Source organism: Hydrogenophaga sp. OTU3427, assembly GCF_038440225.1.
GTDB lineage: Bacteria > Pseudomonadota > Gammaproteobacteria > Burkholderiales > Burkholderiaceae_C > Hydrogenophaga.
Map to the genome: position 1 here is coordinate 1 of NZ_JASATI010000069.1, position 18,484 is coordinate 18,484.

The 18,484-nt window shown below is 66.1% G+C and carries 18 protein-coding genes; 5 read left to right on the forward strand and 13 right to left on the reverse strand.

Going from position 1 to position 18,484, the window contains the following annotated elements; translation table 11 throughout:
* The coding region (locus AAHB17_RS23260; protein ID WP_342133447.1) for a retention module-containing protein at positions 1-1,041 on the reverse strand (1,041 nt) is incomplete at its 3' end.
* Between the two features lie 120 nt (positions 1,042-1,161).
* Between AAHB17_RS23260 and AAHB17_RS23265 the strand changes: the two genes are divergently transcribed.
* On the forward strand, positions 1,162-1,755 hold the full coding sequence (locus AAHB17_RS23265) for a class I SAM-dependent methyltransferase (RefSeq protein WP_342133448.1): 594 nt from the start codon (positions 1,162-1,164) through the stop codon (positions 1,753-1,755).
* 39 nt (positions 1,756-1,794) lie between these two features.
* Here the strand turns inward: AAHB17_RS23265 and AAHB17_RS23270 are convergent, their stop codons facing one another.
* From AAHB17_RS23270 to AAHB17_RS23295, 6 genes are all read right to left on the reverse strand, one after another.
* Complete coding sequence (locus AAHB17_RS23270) at positions 1,795-3,024, reverse strand: glycosyltransferase (RefSeq protein WP_342133449.1); 1,230 nt, start codon at positions 3,022-3,024, stop codon at positions 1,795-1,797.
* A 63-nt stretch (positions 3,025-3,087) separates the two neighbouring features.
* Positions 3,088-5,655 carry a retention module-containing protein gene (locus tag AAHB17_RS23275; RefSeq protein WP_342133450.1) on the reverse strand — a complete coding sequence of 856 codons (2,568 nt, stop codon included), beginning with the start codon at positions 5,653-5,655 and terminating at the stop codon, positions 3,088-3,090.
* 129 nt (positions 5,656-5,784) lie between these two features.
* Entirely contained in the window at positions 5,785-6,135 is a 351-nt protein-coding gene (locus tag AAHB17_RS23280; protein ID WP_342133451.1) for a hypothetical protein, read from the reverse strand.
* Positions 6,136-6,148: 13 nt separating this feature from the next.
* A complete protein-coding gene (locus AAHB17_RS23285) occupies positions 6,149-6,811 on the reverse strand; it encodes a response regulator transcription factor (RefSeq protein WP_342133452.1) in 663 nt (220 codons plus the stop codon).
* Between the two features lie 27 nt (positions 6,812-6,838).
* A complete protein-coding gene (locus AAHB17_RS23290; protein ID WP_342133453.1) occupies positions 6,839-8,257 on the reverse strand; it encodes an HlyD family type I secretion periplasmic adaptor subunit in 1,419 nt (472 codons plus the stop codon).
* Positions 8,258-8,260: 3 nt separating this feature from the next.
* Positions 8,261-10,429: a type I secretion system permease/ATPase gene (locus tag AAHB17_RS23295; RefSeq protein ID WP_342133454.1), complete on the reverse strand. Its 2,169-nt coding sequence runs from the start codon at positions 10,427-10,429 to the stop codon at positions 8,261-8,263.
* A gap of 156 nt (positions 10,430-10,585) precedes the next feature.
* Here AAHB17_RS23295 and AAHB17_RS23300 point away from each other — a divergent pair, with 156 nt between their 5' ends.
* Positions 10,586-11,431, forward strand: coding sequence for a DMT family transporter (locus tag AAHB17_RS23300; protein ID WP_342133455.1), 846 nt, complete (start codon positions 10,586-10,588; stop codon positions 11,429-11,431).
* Positions 11,432-11,436: 5 nt separating this feature from the next.
* On the opposite strand, the gene ptsP is transcribed toward AAHB17_RS23300, so the two are convergent.
* The 5 genes from ptsP to AAHB17_RS23325 form a co-directional block, all read right to left on the reverse strand.
* Positions 11,437-13,206 carry a phosphoenolpyruvate--protein phosphotransferase gene (gene ptsP, locus AAHB17_RS23305; protein WP_342133456.1) on the reverse strand — a complete coding sequence of 590 codons (1,770 nt, stop codon included), beginning with the start codon at positions 13,204-13,206 and terminating at the stop codon, positions 11,437-11,439.
* A 142-nt stretch (positions 13,207-13,348) separates the two neighbouring features.
* Entirely contained in the window at positions 13,349-13,618 is a 270-nt protein-coding gene (locus AAHB17_RS23310) for an HPr family phosphocarrier protein (RefSeq protein WP_342133457.1), read from the reverse strand.
* Positions 13,587-14,033 (reverse strand): PTS sugar transporter subunit IIA, encoded by a 447-nt coding sequence (locus tag AAHB17_RS23315; protein ID WP_342133458.1) that lies wholly within the window; start codon positions 14,031-14,033, stop codon positions 13,587-13,589. Before AAHB17_RS23315 ends, AAHB17_RS23310 begins: the two co-directional genes overlap by 32 nt.
* A 10-nt stretch (positions 14,034-14,043) precedes the next feature.
* Positions 14,044-15,318 (reverse strand): MFS transporter, encoded by a 1,275-nt coding sequence (locus AAHB17_RS23320; RefSeq protein WP_342133459.1) that lies wholly within the window; start codon positions 15,316-15,318, stop codon positions 14,044-14,046.
* Entirely contained in the window at positions 15,315-15,899 is a 585-nt protein-coding gene (locus AAHB17_RS23325) for a hypothetical protein (protein WP_342133460.1), read from the reverse strand. The genes AAHB17_RS23320 and AAHB17_RS23325 overlap by 4 nt, the downstream gene beginning before the upstream one ends.
* A 216-nt stretch (positions 15,900-16,115) precedes the next feature.
* Here AAHB17_RS23325 and AAHB17_RS23330 point away from each other — a divergent pair, with 216 nt between their 5' ends.
* Positions 16,116-16,637, forward strand: coding sequence for a TlpA family protein disulfide reductase (locus AAHB17_RS23330; protein ID WP_342133461.1), 522 nt, complete (start codon positions 16,116-16,118; stop codon positions 16,635-16,637).
* Between the two features lie 12 nt (positions 16,638-16,649).
* On the opposite strand, the gene AAHB17_RS23335 is transcribed toward AAHB17_RS23330, so the two are convergent.
* The gene (locus AAHB17_RS23335) at positions 16,650-17,099 is read right to left on the reverse strand and encodes a c-type cytochrome (RefSeq protein WP_342133462.1); all 450 of its coding nucleotides are present in this window, start codon (positions 17,097-17,099) and stop codon (positions 16,650-16,652) included.
* Between the two features lie 114 nt (positions 17,100-17,213).
* On the opposite strand from AAHB17_RS23335, the gene AAHB17_RS23340 reads away from it, so the two are divergent.
* Both AAHB17_RS23340 and AAHB17_RS23345 read left to right on the forward strand, forming a co-directional pair.
* Positions 17,214-17,885, forward strand: coding sequence for a cytochrome b/b6 domain-containing protein (locus AAHB17_RS23340; RefSeq protein WP_342133463.1), 672 nt, complete (start codon positions 17,214-17,216; stop codon positions 17,883-17,885).
* Between the two features lie 22 nt (positions 17,886-17,907).
* Positions 17,908-18,420, forward strand: coding sequence for a GNAT family N-acetyltransferase (locus AAHB17_RS23345; RefSeq protein WP_342133464.1), 513 nt, complete (start codon positions 17,908-17,910; stop codon positions 18,418-18,420).
* Positions 18,421-18,484 lie beyond the last annotated feature (64 nt).

Genomic DNA, 18,484 nt, shown 5'->3' on the forward strand with positions numbered 1-18,484 from the left:
ATTGACCGTCACCGGCGTGTCTTCCGCCGTGCTGGCGCTGTCGTCGGTGGCGAGCGGCACATCGTCCACGATGGTGATGACGATGGTGTTGGTGACCGTGCGCCCGTTGGCGTCGATCATCTGGTAGGTGATGGTGTCGGTTTCCGGCGCGTCAGGCAGGTCCACCGTAGCCTCGGTCAGGGTGTAGACGTAACTGCCATCGGCATTGACGACAAAGCTGCCGGATGTCGCATCGCCGGTGCTGGGCACGGCGGTCCAGCCGGCAGGCAAGGTCAGCACACCATGGACGGTCTCGCGGTTGCTCTCCGGATCCAGACCAGCGGGCAGGCCGGCCTCGTCCACCGTGGCGGGGGTCGACACCGAGGCGGGAAGCGGCGGCAAGGCTGGCGGCGGCGGAGGGGGCTCGACCGGGGGAAGGGGCGGCGGCGGCGGCAACGGTGGAGGGGGCGGTGGGGGCACAACAGGCACATCGGGCGGCGGTACCACCACCGGCGGCTGGACCACCGGCGGCGGCGGCGGAACCTCCTCCACCACCGCCACGGCCACGTGCTCGGCCACGGGCGGCACATCGGTGAGCGCGGTGTTGAAGTCGAACGCGAGGGGATCGACCCCTTCGCTGACACGCAGCAGGCGCACGAAGGAACTGCCGTCGCGGTCTGCGGCGCCACCGGCACCCGCAGCGGGTGCCTCCAGGCTGTCGTTGAGGTCGCCCTGCCCGGCCAGCACGTCGATCACCCGTTCGATGGTGCCACCGGCCACCGCGGCCTGCGCGGCCTCGGGCTTGGCGCTGCCGAACAGTTGTTCATCGATCTTCACCTGCTCGTCTGGCCCCAGGTTCAGGGCCTGGCCCTCATCAGCCACCAGCTCAATGCGCCCGTGTGCGCCAGCCAGCACCGTGTCGCCACGCGACAGCCGGTCGCCCACCTTGGCCGTGCGCACCTGGCCCGACACATCCACCACAAACACCACACCCGTGACCGCCTTGACCACATAGACCGATGCCATGACTTCCTCCCCTGATTTGTACAGAGAAGGAAGCATGCGGGATGCCTCTGTCCATGACCATTGGACGGTGGTGAGTGAAAGTCTCAACTAATGTGAATGCACCCTGTGCGCGCCTGGAGGATCACAATTTTTCACAGTCTGTGTAACATGGCGCCGATGCCGGCCACCCTGGATGCGGATGGCACGCACTGGAACCCGAACAAGGACACCAAGATGAAGATCGACCTGGGCTGTGGCGGCAAAAAGAAAGCGGGCTTCATCGGCTTGGACCAGTACCCAATGCAGGGGGTGGACCATGTGCTCAACATCGGCCATGAGCGCTGGCCCTTCGAGGACGCCAGCGTGGAGGAGGCCTACTCCAGCAATTTCCTCGAACACCTGACCAACCTCAATGGTGCCTGGGAACGGGTGCATTTCTTCAACGAGCTTGACCGGGTGTTGCGGCCGGGGGCCAAGGCCTTCGTGGCCATCCCGCACTGGAATTCGGAGCGCTTCTACGGCGACCCGACCCACAAGGAACCCTTCAGCGAGATGGGTGTGTACTACCTGAACAAGGACTGGCGCCTGTCGCAGGCACCACACACCGACCGCACCTGGAACCCCCATGGCTACAGCTGCAATTTCGATGCGAGCCTGGGCTACGTGCTGCAACCCGAGCTGCGCCACCTGACAGGCAAGGAAAAAGAGCACGCCCAGCGCTGGCTCAGGGCGTCCGTGCAGGAAATGCACTTGCACCTGACCAAGCGCTGAACCGGTTGCGACCGCCCCGCCAGGGGCAGTCGCCTCACGTCAGTCCTTGAACAGGCGGTGCCGGCTGATGGCGGTCTGGAAGATGTCCAGGTAGGCCGGAGCCACCTTGCTGATGTGAAAACGCTCGTTGGCGTCTTTTTCCGCATTGGTTCCCAGGTGGGCATACTGCTCGGGCGCATCGATGACCTGCACCGCGCGGTGTGCCCACAGGTCGATGTCCTCGTAATCGCACAGCAGACCATTGCGGCCATGCTGGATCACCTCCGGCACAAAGCAGCGATCACTGGCAATGACCACCCGGCCACGGAACAGGATTTCGAAAATGCCCCAGTTGGCCGACCCGTACTGCAGCGGGTAGAGGAACAGATCCATCGCCTCGATGAAATCGGCGAACTGGTCGTAGGCGGCGAAACTGACATGCTGGAAAGCGGAATCCGGCCCCAGCGTGATGCCCTCGCGGGCCAGCACGTAATGCATGAACGATTCCGGGCGACTGGCCTTGTCCGGAAACTGGGTCTGCAGATAGGCTTCCTCGTAGGAATACAGGACCTTGGGCGAACCACAAAAGACGAACTTCACCTTCTGCCGGCGCTTGAGGATTTCCTTGGCGATCAGCACAAACTGCTCGAAACCCTTGGCGGACGACAGGTCCCGGGCTGAAAAGCCGATATGGAAAACACCGGGCTCTTTCTTGAACTGGCTCTTGCGCCGGGTGATCTGGAAACCTTCCATCTGCGGCACGATCTTGTCGTGCAGGCAGGTTGGAAACATGGATTTCGCGTAAGCGCTGGGCACGATCACCATGTCGCTCTTGAGCACCTGGTGAAAGCTGGACATCTCGAACAGCTTGTCACGGTAGGTCGCGTATTCGGGCTGCGGGTACTTGGGGTCGTGCCCGTGGTGCCCGAACGAGGGAAATTCGATATAGGTGACGATGGGAATGTCGAATTCACCAAACAGCTGCAGCGGATACCCACCGGAGCCGTGGGCAACGATCAGGTCGATGCCCGTCTTGGCCAGGACCTGGTGAATGGACTTCTTGATCGAGAAAGACCGCTGGACACGCGCCTCGATGTTCTTGATATAGAAATAGGTTTTGTCGTTTTCCGCCACCGCCTGGAAAGGCGCAAGGTTGGACACTTTGTCCTTGTTGGCCTCATAGACCCCGGTCGAGCACAGAAACCACGAATTGGCCAAGCCTTGCCCATTCAGGTATTTGTGCAGGTGCTCAAACTGTCCCAGTCCCTCATGAACAAACAGGATTCGCATGCTTTCTGAGCTCCAAGAAAAAATGGCGGGAAATTCCCGCCATTGAATATATCGGAAGCGACCTCAGGTCGGGCTGCCGTCGTTGTTGTTGTTGAGCAGGCGGTTGACCTGGTCTTGCGCCAGCGGATCGAAAGGCACATCGGACGAGGTGCCGCCGCCGGTGGTGGTGCCCGTGTCGAGGCCCGCGAGCTGATCGCCACCCAGCAGATCCTGCGCCTGCAGCGGCGTCACCGCGCTGCTGTCGGTGGTGGTCTCGGTCTCGGTGAAGGTCTCGGTCACCGTTTCGGTGAACTGGGACACCGTGACCGTTTCGGTGAACTGGGTCACCGTGATCGTGTCGGTGAAGGACGACACCGTGATCGTGTCCGTGAAGGACGACACCGTGATGGTCTCGGTCGGCCCGGCCTCGGTGAAGGTGGCGGACGTCTCGGTCACCGTCGGCACGGATTCCGTGTCGGTGAAGGTGGCCGTCTCCGTGAAGGTCACGGTTTCGGTTTCGGTGACCGTGTTGGTGTCCGTCACGGTCTCGGTTTCGGTGACCGTGTTGGTGTCGGTCACGGTTTCGGTTTCGGTGACCGTGTTGGTGTCCGTCACGGTCTCGGTTTCGGTGACCGTGTTGGTGTCGGTCACGGTTTCGGTTTCGGTGACCGTGTTGGTGTCCGTCACGGTGATCGTGTCGGTCACGGTTTCGGTTTCGGTGACCGTGTTGGTGTCCGTCACGGTGATCGTGTCGGTCACGGTTTCGGTTTCGGTGACCGTGTTGGTGTCGGTCACAGTATCCGTTTCGGTCAGCGTCCGTGTGTCCGTCAAGGTAACCGTGTCGGTCACCGTATCGGTATCGGTCAGGGTCAGGGTATCGGTCACCGTGACGGTGTTGGTCACCGTGTCGGTGTTGGTCACGGTGTCGGTTTCCGTCACCGTCACGGTGGTCGTGATGCTGACGTTGTCGATGATCACTGAACCCGAAATGGTGCCGATCTTGAAAGCGCCAGAATCCACCACCACATCGAGACGGTCGTATCCTCCATCGATCAAAATAGGGTCGAGCACCTGATCACCCTCAGGGAAGCTCAATGTGTCCGAACCCACCAGGTTACCGTCTTTGTAGGCGGTCCAGGTGAACGAATCGCTCCCACCTCCGCCCACATGCTTGGTGGTCAGTTGAATACCATTGGCAGCCAGCGCGGTGGTCCCATCTGCCTCAAAAAACTCAATCTGAAGCGCCTCGCCCGTGTTCATGTTGTTGTTGTCAATACCCAGATTGTTCGAGGGATTGACACCACTGCCCGGGCTGGGGTCGGTGAATTTGATCTTGACGCTGTTTCCACCGTAACTACCGGTAAAGGTATGCGACTCCGCCGGACCCGCGCCCTTGATGGTCAGATCCACCGGCTCAAAAGTGGACTCTGTCTGCGTCACCAGCACGGTGGCTGTGGCCGTCTCGGTCACGGTGGCCGACTCGGTCTCGGTTCCAGTCACCGTTTCCGTATCGGTGGCCGTGGCGGTTTCGGTCACGGTTTCGGTGTCCGACACCGTGTCGGTGTAGGTGAAGGTCTGACTGACCGTCGAAGTCTCGGTGTCGGTGACGGTCTCGGTGTCCGTGACCGTCTGGGTATCGGTAACGGTTTCAGTGTCCGTCACGGTTTCGGTGTCCGTCACGGTTTCGGTGTCCGTCACGGTTTCGGTGTCCGTCACGGTTTCGGTGTCCGTCACGGTTTCGGTGTTGGTTTCCGTTTCGGTGTCGGTGACGGTTTCGGTGTCGGTGACGGTTTCGGTGTCGGTGACGGTTTCGGTGTCGGTGACAGTTTCGGTGTCGGTGACCGTTTCGGTGTCGGTGACGGTTTCGGTGTCGGTGACCGTTTCGGTGTCGGTGACCGTTTCGGTGTCCGTCACGGTCTCGGTGTCCGTGACCGTCTGGGTCTCGGAGTCGGTCACCGTCATGGTTTCGGTCACCGTCTGGACCACCGAGGTTTCGGCCAGACCGGTCACGGTCACGGTGACCGGCACCGAGATGGTGTCGGTGATGATGCCGGTCACGGTGTCGGTGACGATGCCGGTCACGGTGTCGGTGACAATGCCGGAGACGGTGTCGGTGACGATGCCAGTGATCGTGCTGGTGACTTCTTCCTGCACCGTGATGGTGAAGGTCGGCGTTTCCTCAACCAGGACAAAGTCCTCGGGAATCACCAGGGGCACGTCCGTCAAGCCGGTGCTGAAGCTGAAGGCCAGCGGATCGGTGCCTTCGCTGATGCGCAGCAGGCGGACAAAACCGCTGCCTTCGCCACCGGCACCACCACCGGCACCCGCGCCGGCCGCCGTGGCTTCGAGTTCTTCGGTCAGGTCGCCACCACGGTCCAGCGCCTGGATCACGTTGTCAATGGCACCGCCACCCACGGCGGCCTCGGCGCGACCCGGTCGGCCAGTGGCCGCGAGCGATTCGTCGATCTTGACGGTCTGTTGCGGACCCAGCGACAGGGGGCTGCCGTCGTCCATGGTCAACTCCACCGCGCCGCCGGCGCTGGTGACGATGGACTCGCCTTTTTGGACCTTGTCGCCCACTTTGAGGGGACGGGTCTGGCCGTCGAGGCCGACCACAAAAGCGGTACCGCGGATGGAAAGGACTTGAGCCATGGTTTTCTCCAAGATGGAAATCTGTGCTTGGAGCTTACTTTTGTTAACTAAATTTGACCATTAGACAAAAGTACAAATCCGCACGGTCGGCAGCGCGCGCTGCGCCGCCCAACCGCTCATCCTGGCCGCTCAAATGATGTCGTCGCCGCCCAGCAGGTTGAGGCGGTTGGCCAGCGTGGCCCGGGTCTGGCGGCGCTGCAGCAGCTTGTTCTGGGCGGCCACCGGCAGGTCGGTGAACTGGATCACCGCGCGGTCGATCAGCACGTCGATCAAGTCTTCGGTCACGCGGGCCAGCTCGGCGTCGGTCAGCGCCAGCGGATTGGCGGCGCCCACGCCGGCGACGCGGCGCACGAACGCGCCCACCTCGGGATCGGCCGGGTCGGCAGGGGCCCACTCGCCGCTGAGCGCCTCTTCGTTCGTGAGGGCCCGCTCGATCAGGCCGACAACTTCACCCTGAGCGCCACGTTGTACGTACATCATGAGCCAAGCCCCCTCATTTGGAGGGTGTCGCCTGCCCGGCACCACCCTGCCCGGACAGCCGCAACACCAGTTGCAGGCGGTCGCGCACGCCCAGTTTCTCGAACACGGCCCCAAGATGGGCCTTGACCGTGCCTTCCGCGATGAACAGCTGTTCCGCCACCTCGCGGTTGGACTTGCCGGCGGCCACCGCCCGGGCGACGTCCAGTTCGCGGGACGAGAGCGCGGACAGGTCGGGAGCGGGCAACTGCGCCGCGGTGCCGGGGGAGCGTTCAAGCAACTGGCGCGTGGCGGCGACGATGCGCTCCAGCAGCTCCGGCCCCACCCACAACCCGCCTTGCGCCACCACCGCCGCCACCTCCTGCAGCAGCTCCGGCACGGCGTAAAGGTGGCAATAGGCCCGCGCGCCCTCGTTGATTGCACGCAAGCCCTCGGTCTGGTCGGGCGAGGCGCTGAGCACCGCCACCCGCACGCCAGGCTGGAGCTGCAGCAGGCGCGCCACCAGGTCCATCCACTCAACGTGCCCGGTGCTCACCCACACCAGATCGCCCGGCCGCATCGCCGTGGACACGCGGTTCCAGTCGCCCCACTGCCCCTGTGGAAAGGCGGCCAGCCAGCGCTCGGGCGGCAGCACGGGAGGCTGGGCCAGATTGTTCGACAGAAAATGCGGTGTGCTCATGGTGGCGAAGGAAGTGATGCGGGTGGTTCAGCGTTCGGACAAGGCATTGGCCTTGGCCCTGAGTACGGGTTTGAACATGTAGGACAAGATGGTCTTCTTGCCCGTCAGGATGTCCACCTCGGCCACCATGCCGGGGATGATGGGCAGGTGCTCACCCAGGCTGGACTTGCGGGTCTTGACGCGCACCAGGTAGTGGGCCTCGCCTTTGGCGTTGACCACCGAGTCGGCACCGATGCTCACCACATCGGCCTCCAGTCCACCATAGATCGCGAAGTCATAGGCGGTGAATTTGACCAGGGCCGGCTGGCCGGGGCTGAGGAAGGCGATGTCCTTGGGTGCGATCAGGGCCTCCAGAATGAGGGCGTCGTCCAGCGGGACGATTTCCACCAGGTCCTTGCCGGGCTGCACCACGCCGCCCACGGTGTTGACCAACAGGCGCTTGACCGTGCCACGCACTGGCGACTTGATCTCGGCGTGCTTGACCTTGTCGTCCAGCGCCGCGCCGCCCTCGCGCAGGGCCGAGAGGCGGCTCAAGGTTTCGGAGAGTTCGGCGCTGAACTGGTTGCGCCGCGTCAGCTGCACTTCCTCGATGCGGCGTTGCGCTTCCAGAATGGCGCCCTGCACACGCGAGATCTGCGCGGTGGTCTGTTCGCGGTCGCCGCGCAGGCGGGCGGTTTCCCGCTCCAGGCGCAGCACCTCCACTTCGGACACCGCGCCCGTGGCCACCATGGGTTTGGTGGCATTGAGTTCCTTCTGCGTCAATTCCAGCCCACGCTCGGCCTGCTCGCGCCGCGCCTGCACCTCGCGCAATTCGTTTTGCCGCTGGCTGAGCTGGTTCTGCGCGATCGACAGCTGCGCCGCCATCTCGGAGCGGCTCGATTCGAACAGCATGCGCTCCTGGCTCACGATGTCGGGGACCTGCTTGACCAGGTCGGCCGGCGGGTTGAAGCTGCTGTTGCGGGTCAGCGCCTCCAGCCGCAAGGCCTTGGCCTGCAGCGACAGGCGGGTGGACTGGTTTTCCTTGGCGCTGGACACGAAGCGGGTGGGGTCGACGCGCAACAGCACCTGGCCAGGCTCCACCAGATCGCCCTCACGCACATTGAGGCTCTCGACCACGCCGCCGTCGACACTCTGCAGCACCTGCACCTGGCTGGTGGGCACCACCTTGGCCTCGCCACGGGTGACTTCGTCGACCTTGGCAAACCCGGCCCACACGATCACCAGCACCAGCACCACCGCCGCCGTGCGCAACAAGGCCCGGGCCCGCAACGGCTCCTGCTGGATCTGTGCCCAATCGGCGTCGCCCGCCCAGTCGCGTTGCTCGACGTCGTCCTCGCGCGGCGCCAGCCGCTTGACCACGCCGCCAAAGACCGGCTTGGCCACCTTGCCGCCCGCGGCGCCGAGCCTGCCGATGCGGTCGAAGCCCTTTTCGCCCATTTTCGACATGATTTACGCCTTTCCGATGCGCCCCTGGCGCAACGCGGTGATGACCTGCTCCTTGGGACCGTCGGCCACGATGCGGCCTCCATCCATCACGATGACACGGTCCACCAGGTCCAGCAGCGAGGTGCGGTGGCTCACCAGCAACATGGTCTTGCCCGCGGCGAAATCGCGCAAGCGCTTCTTGAGATCCTCCTCGCTGGAATGGTCCATTGCCGCGGTCGGTTCGTCCAGCAGCAGGATGGGCGGGTCGTTGATCACCGCGCGGGCGATCGCCACGCTCTGGCGCTGGCCCCCCGACAGCGACTCGCCGCGCTCGCCCACCACCATGTCAAACCCTTGCGGGTGGGCGTTGACCAGGGGCAACAGGCCGGCGATGCCGGCCGCCTTGACCACGGCCGCGTCATCGGCCAGCGGGGCGCCCATGGTGAGGTTGTCGCGCAGGCTGCCGTAGAACAGCATCACGTCCTGCTGCACGTAGCCGATCTGTCGGCGCAGCTCGGCCGGGTCGAGCTGGCGCAGGTCGATGCCGTCCACCAGCACCGCACCGCCGGTGGGTTTGTACAGGCCCAGGATGAGCTTTTCCAACGTGGTCTTGCCCGAACCGATGCGCCCCAGCACCGCGACCTTCTCGCCCGGCTGGATGCGCAGGTTGATGCCACGCAGCGAGGGCACGGTCTGGTTCGGGTAGCTGAAGGTGACGTCGCGGAACTCGATGGCGCCCTTGATGTTGCCGCGGCTGATGAAGGCGTTGCCCTCGGGCCGTTCCACCTCTTTTTTCATCATCTCGTTGAGCGAGGTCAGGGCGGTGGAGGCCGTGTGGTACTGCACCAGCAAGCCCGCCACCTGGCTCACCGGCGACATGGCGCGGGAGGCCAGCATGGTGCAGGCGATCAGGCCGCCCATGGTGAGGGTGCGTTCGCCGATCAGGTGGACGCCCAGCACCAGGATGCCGAGGTTGATGGCCTGCTGCACGAAGGCCGAGCTGTAGCTGGCGCTGCTGGACAGCAGGCGCAGCTGCGCACCCACCCGCGCCAGCAGCGCGGCGCTTTTTTCCCATTTGCGCTGCAACGGGCCTTCGGCGGCCAGGGCCTTGACGGTCTCGAAGCCGACCAGGCCTTCGATCAGGGTGGCGTTGCGCTGCGCGCCGGCGCGGTAGGTGGTCTCGGCCAGCTCGTGCATGCGGCCTTGCACCGTGAGCGCGTAGAGCAGCATGACCAGCGCGCCGATGCCCAGGGGGATGAGCATCTGCCAGGCGATCCAACCGATGACGACAAAGAAGATCAGCGCGAAGGGCAGGTCGATGAAGGCCACCACGGTGGCCGAGCCGATGAAGTCGCGCACCGATTCAAAAGCCCGCAGGTTGGACGCGAAGGAGCCCGCCGAAGCCGGGCGCTGCTCCATGCGCGTGCCCAGCACCCGCTCCATGATGAAGGCCGACAGCTTCACATCGGCCCGGCTGCTGGCCAGGTCGACGAAGCGGCTGCGCATGACACGCAGCACCAGGTCGCCCACCAGCACCAGGCACAGGCCGATGGACAGCACCCACAAGGTGTCGATGGCGTTGTTGGGCACCACCCGGTCGTAGATGTTCTTGGTGAAGATGGGCATGGCCAACGCGAAGGTGTTGGCCAGGAAGGCGGCCAGCAGCACGTCGCGGTACAGCGCATGGTTCTCGGCGATCACGCTCCAGAACCAGTGGCCGTGGCGCCCTTCGCGCACCACCGGCGTGCGGGCGTCGAATCGCAGCTTGGGGCGGGCGTAGATGGTCACGCCCAGGTACTGGGCCTCGATCTCGTCCAGCGGCACGGTCACCGGTGCGTCGCCCAGCTCGGGGTAGACGACGTTGAGGTTCGCGCCATCGTCCGACCGACCCAGCACCAGGCAGGCACGTTCATCCTGCAGCAGCAGCACGGCCGGCAGCAGCGCGACCTGCAGCTGATCCAGCGAGCGGGTGTGCACCCTGGCGCTGAGGCCGGCCCGCGCCGCGGCACGCTCGAACAGGGAGGGCGTCAGGCGCCCACCTTCCAGGGGCAGGCCGGCCACGGCACCATCGGCGGTGAGGGTTTCGCCATGGGCGCGCGCCAACAGCAGCAGGCAGGCCAGCAGATCGTCGTCCCTCGGTGCCGCGGAGCGCGCTTCGGACCGCTCCAGCAAGGACGTTTCTTCAGACGACATCGATTTCTCCGGGGGACTTCACAGAAGCACACACGCGCCCAAACGCGTGGGGCCAGCGGCGTGAACTGACAATTTTGACACGTGCGCTGGCTTGACATGGGGTGCAAAAATCAGTGTAACAAAGATTTGCAATACACCCGGTTAAGCTCGGACCCCATGCACGCGTATCTGTTGGCCATGGGGGCCATCGTTCTCTGGGGCAGCCTGGCCGCACTCGGTTCCTCACTGTCCCATCTTCCACCATTTCTGCTCACCGGCCTGGCCCTGGCGGTCGGCAGTGTGATCGCCTTGCCGCTGTCCCGCTTTGACTGGCGTCAATGGCGGGTCCCGCTGCCCACCCTGGCCTTGGGGGTCTACGGCCTGTTCGGCTTCCATTTCCTGCTGTTCCTGGCCCTGCGGCACGCGCCGCCGGTGGAGGCCAACCTCGTGAACTACCTCTGGCCGCTGGGCATGGTGGTGCTGGCGCCTGTGTTCCTGCCCGGCGTGGGCCTGCGCACGCTGCATGTGCTGGCCGCCTTGGTGGGGTTTGCCGGTGCGGCGCTGGCCATCGTGGGCGGCAAGGCGGGCACGCTGCAAGTCGGGGGGCTGCAGTGGGGCTACCTGCTGGCGCTGGGCTCGGCCTTCATCTGGGCCAGCTATTCGCTGCTGACCCAGCGCGTGGCGGCCTTTCCCACCGCGGCCATCGGCAGCTTCGCGCTGGTTTCGGGCCTGTTGTCCCTGCTGTGCCACGTCTGGCTGGAGCCGGCCACGGCCTTGAGCACCCAGGACCTCGCCCGGGTGGTGGTGTTGGGCCTGGGCCCGCTGGGCGCGGCCTTTTTCCTGTGGGACGCGGCGCTCAAGCGTGGCGACGCGCGCAAGATCGGCCTGCTGTCGTTTCTGACACCCCTGCTGTCCACCTTGCTGCTGCTGGCGGCACGTGGGGAAACCCCCGGTCCACACGTGGTGGTGGCCGCGGTGCTGATCGTGGGCGCGGCCGTGGTGGGCACACGGGCGAAAGGCTGAAGGCCTTATTCGTTCAGCAACTCGCCGGGCTCGTCGCTGGCCAGCAACCGCTGAACCCAGGTCTCGAGCTTGCGGGTGTCGCTGCGCAGGATCTGCTGTTTGACCGCCAGCACCTGTGAGGGGTGCATGGAAAAGCTGCGCAGGCCCATGCCCAGCAGCAAGCGGGTCATGGTCACGTCGCCGGCCATCTCGCCACACACACTGACCGGCTTGCCCTGAGCGCGGCCTTCGGCGATGGTGCGTGCCAGCAGCTGCAGCACGGCCGGGTGCAGCGGATCGTAGAGGTGGGCCACGGCCTCGTCCACGCGGTCGATGGCCAGGGTGTACTGGATCAGATCGTTGGTGCCCACCGACAAAAAGTCGAAGTGCTTGAGGAACATGGGCACGGTCAGCGCCGCCGCTGGCACCTCGATCATGGCGCCCACCTGCACCGGGCCGTAGACCAGGGCCTGGGCGTCGAGTTGCTCGCGGGCCTTGTTCAGCAGCGCCATCGTCAACCGGATCTCATGGGCGTGCGCCAGCATGGGAATCAGGATGTGCACCTGGCCATGCGCGGCCGCCCGCAGGATGGCCCGCAGCTGCACCAGGAACATGGCCGGCTCGGACAGGCTCCAGCGGATGGCGCGCAGGCCCAGCGCGGGATTGAGGTGGTCATCGGCGCGGCGGGTGTGGTCCAGAGGCTTGTCGGCCCCCACGTCCACGGTGCGGATGGTGACGGGCAAACCGTGCATGCCCTCCACCGCCGCCTTGTACGCCTGGTACTGCTCTTCCTCGTCGGGCAGGTGGCCATTGCGGCCCATGAACAGGAATTCGCTGCGGAACAGGCCCACACCCACCGCCCCCGCGGCCAGCGCCGTGGTGGTGTCGGAGGGCTGCTCGATGTTGGCCAGCAGCTCGATCTTCTGCCCGTCCATTGTGACCGCAGGGGTGTGCTTGAGGCGACTCAGGCGCTCGCGCTCGACCTCGCCCTGGCGCTGCTTGTAGCCGTACTCGGCCAGCACGATGGAGGAGGGGTCCACCACCACCACGCCAGCATCGCCGTCGATGATGACCCAGTCGTCCTGCTGGATCAGCTGGCTGGCGCTGCGCGCACCCACCACCGCCGGAATGTCCATGCTGCGCGCGACGATGGCGGTGTGCGAGGTCTTGCCGCCGACGTCGGTGACGAAGCCCGCGAACACGCTCTGCTTGAACTGCAGCATGTCGGCCGGCGACAGGTCGTGTGCCACCAGCACCAGCGGCACATCCAGGGTGTCGTCGAGCAACAGTTCCTGCTGGGCGCTGCGGCGCGACGCCGGGGGCGGCGCAGCGACCGGCGAGGCCACGCCCCGCATCTGCCGCAGGATGCGCTCGACCACCTGCTCCAGATCGGCCTTGCGCTCGCGCAGGTAGGGGTCCTCCATCTCGTCGAACTGGCGCGCGATCACCTCGAGCTGGGTCGTCAGCGCCCACTCGGCGTTGTAGTGGCGCTCGACGATCCAGTGCTTGACGCCGGCGGTGAGCTGCTCGTCCTGGAGCAGCATCAGGTGCACCTCCAGCAGCGCCACCAGCTCGTGGTGGGCTTCCTTGGTGCCGGTCTCGATCAGGCCCGCGCGGATGCGGGTGATCTCGTCGAACACGGCGTTGCGCGCCGAACGCACCCGCTCGATCTCGCCCTCGACCTGTTCGACCTGGACAAAGTAGTGCGCCACGTCCACCCGGCTGGACGCCACCAGCACGGCACGCCCGATGGCGATGCCGCGCGAAACCGCCTGCCCGTGGACGGAGAAAGTCATGCCCAGACTCCGTCGTCGAGACGTAAAACGATCCGTCGCCGGGCCGCCCCAAGCCGGATCAGCCCCCCCGGGGGGCAGCGACCCGCCCAGCGGCGGAGCCCCGGGGCAAACCCGAAGGGTTTGGCACGCAAGGGGGCCCACATCACTCGCCTTCTCCGAACTTGTCGTTGATCAGGGCCAGCAACGCCATCATGGCTTCCTGCTCCTGCACCCCCGAGGTTTCGACTTCCACCTCGACGCCCAATCCGGCCGCCAGCATCATCACGCCCATGATGCTCTTGGCGTTGACGCGGCGGTCGCCGCGGGTCATCCAGACCTCGCAGGGAAAACTGCCGGCCAGCTTGGTGAGCTTGGCCGAGGCCCGGGCGTGCAGCCCGAGCTTATTGCTGATGGTCACGGTGGTCTTGATCATGGGTGCTTCGTCTGACTTGATGGTGCGGCGCGGTGATGGCCACCTGGATGACGCCCTGCGTGCCGCCGGCCACCGCGCGCGCCACCAGGGCATCGAGCGACTCGTTGCGGTAGGACACGGTGCGCAGCAGCATGGGCAGGTTGGCGCCGGCGATCAGCCGCGAGCGCACGCCATCCACCAGCTTGCTGGCCACGTTGCAGGGCGTGGCGCCGAAAATGTCGGTGACCACCAGGGTCTGTGGCGTGCCCAGCTGGGCCATCAGCATGCGGGCCTGCGCCAGCGACTCCTCGGGCGGCACGTTGGGCAACACATCGAGTGCCGCCATGGTCTCGGCGGCATCGGGAAACACATGCAGCACACACTTGCGCAAGGCCGAGGCCAGCGGCGCGTGGGCAATGATGAGCAGGCCGTTCATGGCTGGGAGTTTATCGGGCTTGCGCGCCCACCTGGCGTTCGGGTGGCGGCGCCCGTCCTTCCACCCGGAAGATGAGGAACCAGGCGTAGGACGCGACACAGGCGACAAAGTAGGCGGCCATGGCCCCCTGGAAGGCGGCGACCTGCGGCCAGCCCAGCGACAGCAGGCCGTCGATCATCAGGCCGATGCCCCACTGGACCACGAACACGCCGCTGAAGATGACCAGGTTGTAGGCCGACAAGGCACGCCCGGCCAGCGCGGGCGGCAGGGCCAGCGCCACGGCCGGCTGGGTCAGGGACACGACCGTGAGGCTGACGCAATAGGCGGCCCAACCCGCCCAGCCGGTCTCGGTTCCCTGGACGATGTTGGTCGCCAGCAGCACAAAGCTCAGCGGCAGACCGGCGGCGATCATGCGCGGTGCCGTCACCCCGCGCCGAGCCAGCGAGGGGTTGACCAGGCCCCAGGTCCAGAAGGCCAGCAGCATGCAGCCGTTCAGCCAGAACAGGCCGGCCGCCGCCTGTGCCGGGGTGTAGCCGGCCACCCGCACCATCCAGGGCCCGGCCCACAAGGTCTGCATGGCCACCATGCCGCCGTAGCAGAAGAAGCCCAGGGGCACCATCTTCCAGAAAAAGCGGCTGCGCCAGACGGCGGCGTAGCCGGCTGGCACGCCCTCGTCCATGGCCGGCACCGCCGGTGCCCAGCGCGGCACGGCCAACGCCAGCACGCCCATGGCCAGCAGCAGCAGCAGCGCCAAGCCCCAGAACAGGCCGCGCCAGCCCATCAGTGGCATCAGCCACTGCACCGGCAGGGTGGAGGCCAGCATGCCCAGCGAGCCGGTCATCAGCATCCAGGAGTTGGCGCGCAACTGGGCGCTGGGCGACAACCAGCGCCGAAAGCCGGTGAGCGGCGCCATGAGGCAGGCGCTCACCCCCATGCCGGTGAGCATGCGCGCAGCCAGCAGGGTGGCGAACTGGTTGGCCAAGGCAAAGGCCGCCGCCCCCAGCACCGCCACGCCCAGAAAGCCCAGGACCACGCGTTTGGGTCCGTGCCGGTCCAGCCAGTTGCCCAGCGGCAGCTGGGTGAGCGAAAAACCCAGGAAGTAACCGCCCGCCAGCAGGCCAAGGTCGCGCGCCTGCAAGCCGAATTCGGCGCTCAGCGTGGGCGACAAGGTGGCGGTGATGGCGCGCAGCAGGGCCGACAGGAAGTAGGTCAGCGCGAACGCCGCGAACACCACCACGGCGGTGGGCACGGGCAAGGTGCTGGTCGCGGCGTGCGGCTGGGTCATGGGTTGGTCGGGAGCACGAGAGCGTCAAAAAAAGGGCTCACCGCCTCGGTCGGCAAGCGCGCGCCGTACACCGCCGCCTGGTAGACCACGCCGGCGTGCGCCAGGTAGGCCTGGCGCGCCTGCAGCGCGGCGCCCCGGTGGTCGAGGCCGCTGCCCTGCCAGGCCCGCAGTTGTTCGGCCCGCGCCACGCTCAAAGGCCAGGGAGACCAGCCCGCTGGCGCCTGCGCCCCCGCCGGCACCGGCTGGCGCAGGCTCGTCCAGCCGGCCTGCTGCCACCGGTCCAGCACCTGCGCCAATGAATCGTTCGCGGCCGAAAGGTCCGGGCGCGCCCAGGCCAGCGCATAGGTGATGCCGCCGGCCTCGCAACTGAGCAGCTGCAGCGTGACACCGGCGCGGGTCAGCGGCACCAGCCGTTCGGCCCGCTCGGGCTTGCAGGGAAGTTGGGCCCGGAGGGCTCCGCCGTCCAGCGGCACGTCACGCCAGTTGAAGGTGGGGCTGCACGCCAGCAGGCCAGCCAGACACCCCACCACCGCCCCGGCGCGCGCCAGGCGGCCCACATCGCACATCCGCATTGCGTTCATCGTCCATTGGCGCCCACGGCATGCGGGCCAAGCCATGCATGTTAGCCGCTGGTCACGGGCGCGAAATGGGTGAACTTTTGGGCCGCGCGCGGACTCCACCCCCGTTCGTGCCCCTGGCGTCCAACGCCCCACCCGTGCAGGTTCACGCCGTGGCTGAGACAATACGGGGGTGGGCGCCCCGCCACCACAGTTTTTTTGATGCCGCCCTTGTCCGCCATGACCGCTCCGCTACAACCCGATCGCCGCCGCTTTGTCTCCACCACCGCCTGGGCCGGCCTGTCCCTGGGACTGGGTGGGCTGGCCGCCTGCGGCAGCAGCGATCAGGCCCCGGCCTCGCGTTTTGTGCTGCTGGACGGCAGCACGCTGGAGACCGCACAACTCAAGGGCAAGGTGACGCTGGTCAACTTCTGGGCCACCACCTGCGTGACCTGCGTGAAGGAGATGCCCAACATCGTGGCCACCTACAACAAGTTCAAGGACCGGGGTTTCGACACCGTCGCGGTGGCCATGAGCTACGACCCGCCACAGTGGGTGAACAATTTCGCCCAGACGCGGCAACTGCCCTTCAAGGTTGCCATCGACAACACCGGCGACATCGCCAAGGCCTGGGGCGACGTCAAACTGACGCCCACCAGCTACCTGGTCGACAAGCAGGGGCAGATCGTCAAGCGTTTTGTGGGCGAGCCCGAATTCGAGGCCCTGCACCAGCTGCTGGAGAAGCTGCTGGCGCAGGCCTGAGAAAGGGCCGGCCTACTCGCGGAAGGCGTCGTGGCAGGCCTTGCAGCTGCCTGCGGTGGCGCTGAAGGCCGCCTTGATCTGGTCCAGGTTGCCCGTCTTGGCGGCGGCGTTGAGCTTGACCACCTCTCCCATCATGGTGTCCTGGGCCTGCTTGAACTTGGCCGGCTCCATCCAGATCTCGGGCTTTGAGCGCGACTTGGTCTTTTCGGTGTCGGCGCCATAACCCACCCAGGCGAGCTTGGTCACGGTCTCCAGCACGGCCGTGTTCTCCTGCGCCAGCTTGGCGTCAAACGGCACCCGCCCGTTCACCATGGCGCCGATGCGCCCGAGGTGGAAGTTCTGGACGGTCATCACACTTTGCCGGTACTTGACGGCATCTTCCGGACGCTGGAACTGGGCGGCGGCGGGCAGGGCGACCGCAGCGGCGGCGGCCGCGAGGGCCAGGGATGCGACAAACTGCATGGATGTGTCCTTTTTCATGGTTGATGAGGGCCGGGCACCCCCGGTTAAGCTCTCTGTCCGGCGGGGATGCCAAAAATGACCCTTCCACAGGACACTTCATTCTCGGGGATATTCATGCAAAGCGTACGCGTATGGGATTTGCCTACCCGGGTGTTCCACTGGCTGCTGGCCACCAGTGTGGTCGGCCTGGTGCTGAGCGCCAAGCTTGGTGGCGATTGGATGGTGTGGCACCTGCGCCTGGGCTATCTGGTGCTGACGCTGCTGCTGTTCCGGCTGCTCTGGGGCTTCCTTGGCGGGCATTGGTCGCGCTTCACCCGGTTTGCCTACGGGCCGGGTGCGGTGTTGAATTACCTGCGCGGCCAGGCCCCACTGGCCCACCGGGTGGGTCACACGCCGCTGGGCGGACTGGCGGTGTTCGCCTTGCTGACCGCGCTGGCGCTGCAGGTCGGCACCGGACTGATCAGCGACGATGAAATCGCCTTCACCGGCCCGCTGATCCGCTTTGTTCCCCCTGCGTGGAGTGCCGCCGCAACCCACTACCACAAGGCCATCGGGCAATTCCTGGTGCTGGGCCTGGTGCTGCTGCACCTGCTGGCGATCGGCTTCTACAGCGGCATCAAGCGCGAGCCGCTGGTGGGCCCCATGTGGCACGGCGACAAGGCCTTGGCCGAGCCGGTGCCGACCTCGCTCGACGGCCCGCGCCAGCGGTGGCGGGCGGTGTGGCTGGCCGCACTGTGTGCGGCGGTGGTCTACGCCCTGGTGCGCCTGGGACAAGGTCCGGCCTGAGTCGGTGTCGTATAGTCATCCCATGTCCGAGCCTCCCGCCGCCGCGCCGATCGCCATCGGCCTCGCGCACACGCCACCTCTGATCGAGGTGGCGCGCCAACTGTTCGTCGAATACCAGCACAGCCTGGGCATCGACCTGTGCTTCCAGAATTTCGAGACCGAGCTGGCCGAGTTGCCGGGCGAGTACGTCGCACCGCTGGGTGGCCTGCTGGTGGCGCACGTGGACGGCGAGGCGGCGGGCTGCTGTGCCTTCCGCCCGCTGCTCAACTCCGATTACCCCAACGCCTGCGAGATGAAGCGCCTGTTCGTGCGCCGGGTGTTCCGGGGTTTCGGGCTGGGGCGCCAATTGGTCGAGCGCACCATGCTGCTCGCACGGCAGGCCGGCTACGACCACATCCTGCTTGACACCCTGGACGACATGGAGGCGGCCCGCGCCCTGTACCTGGACGCGGGTTTCGTGGAGGTGGCGCCCTACTACCACAACCCCCTGGCCGGCGCCCACTACCTCAAGGCCGACCTCAACGACCTGAATTGAAACAGGCCGCGCCCCCCCATAGGGGGGCGCGGGCCGCCGCAGGTGGACCCCCGCCAAAGGGCCC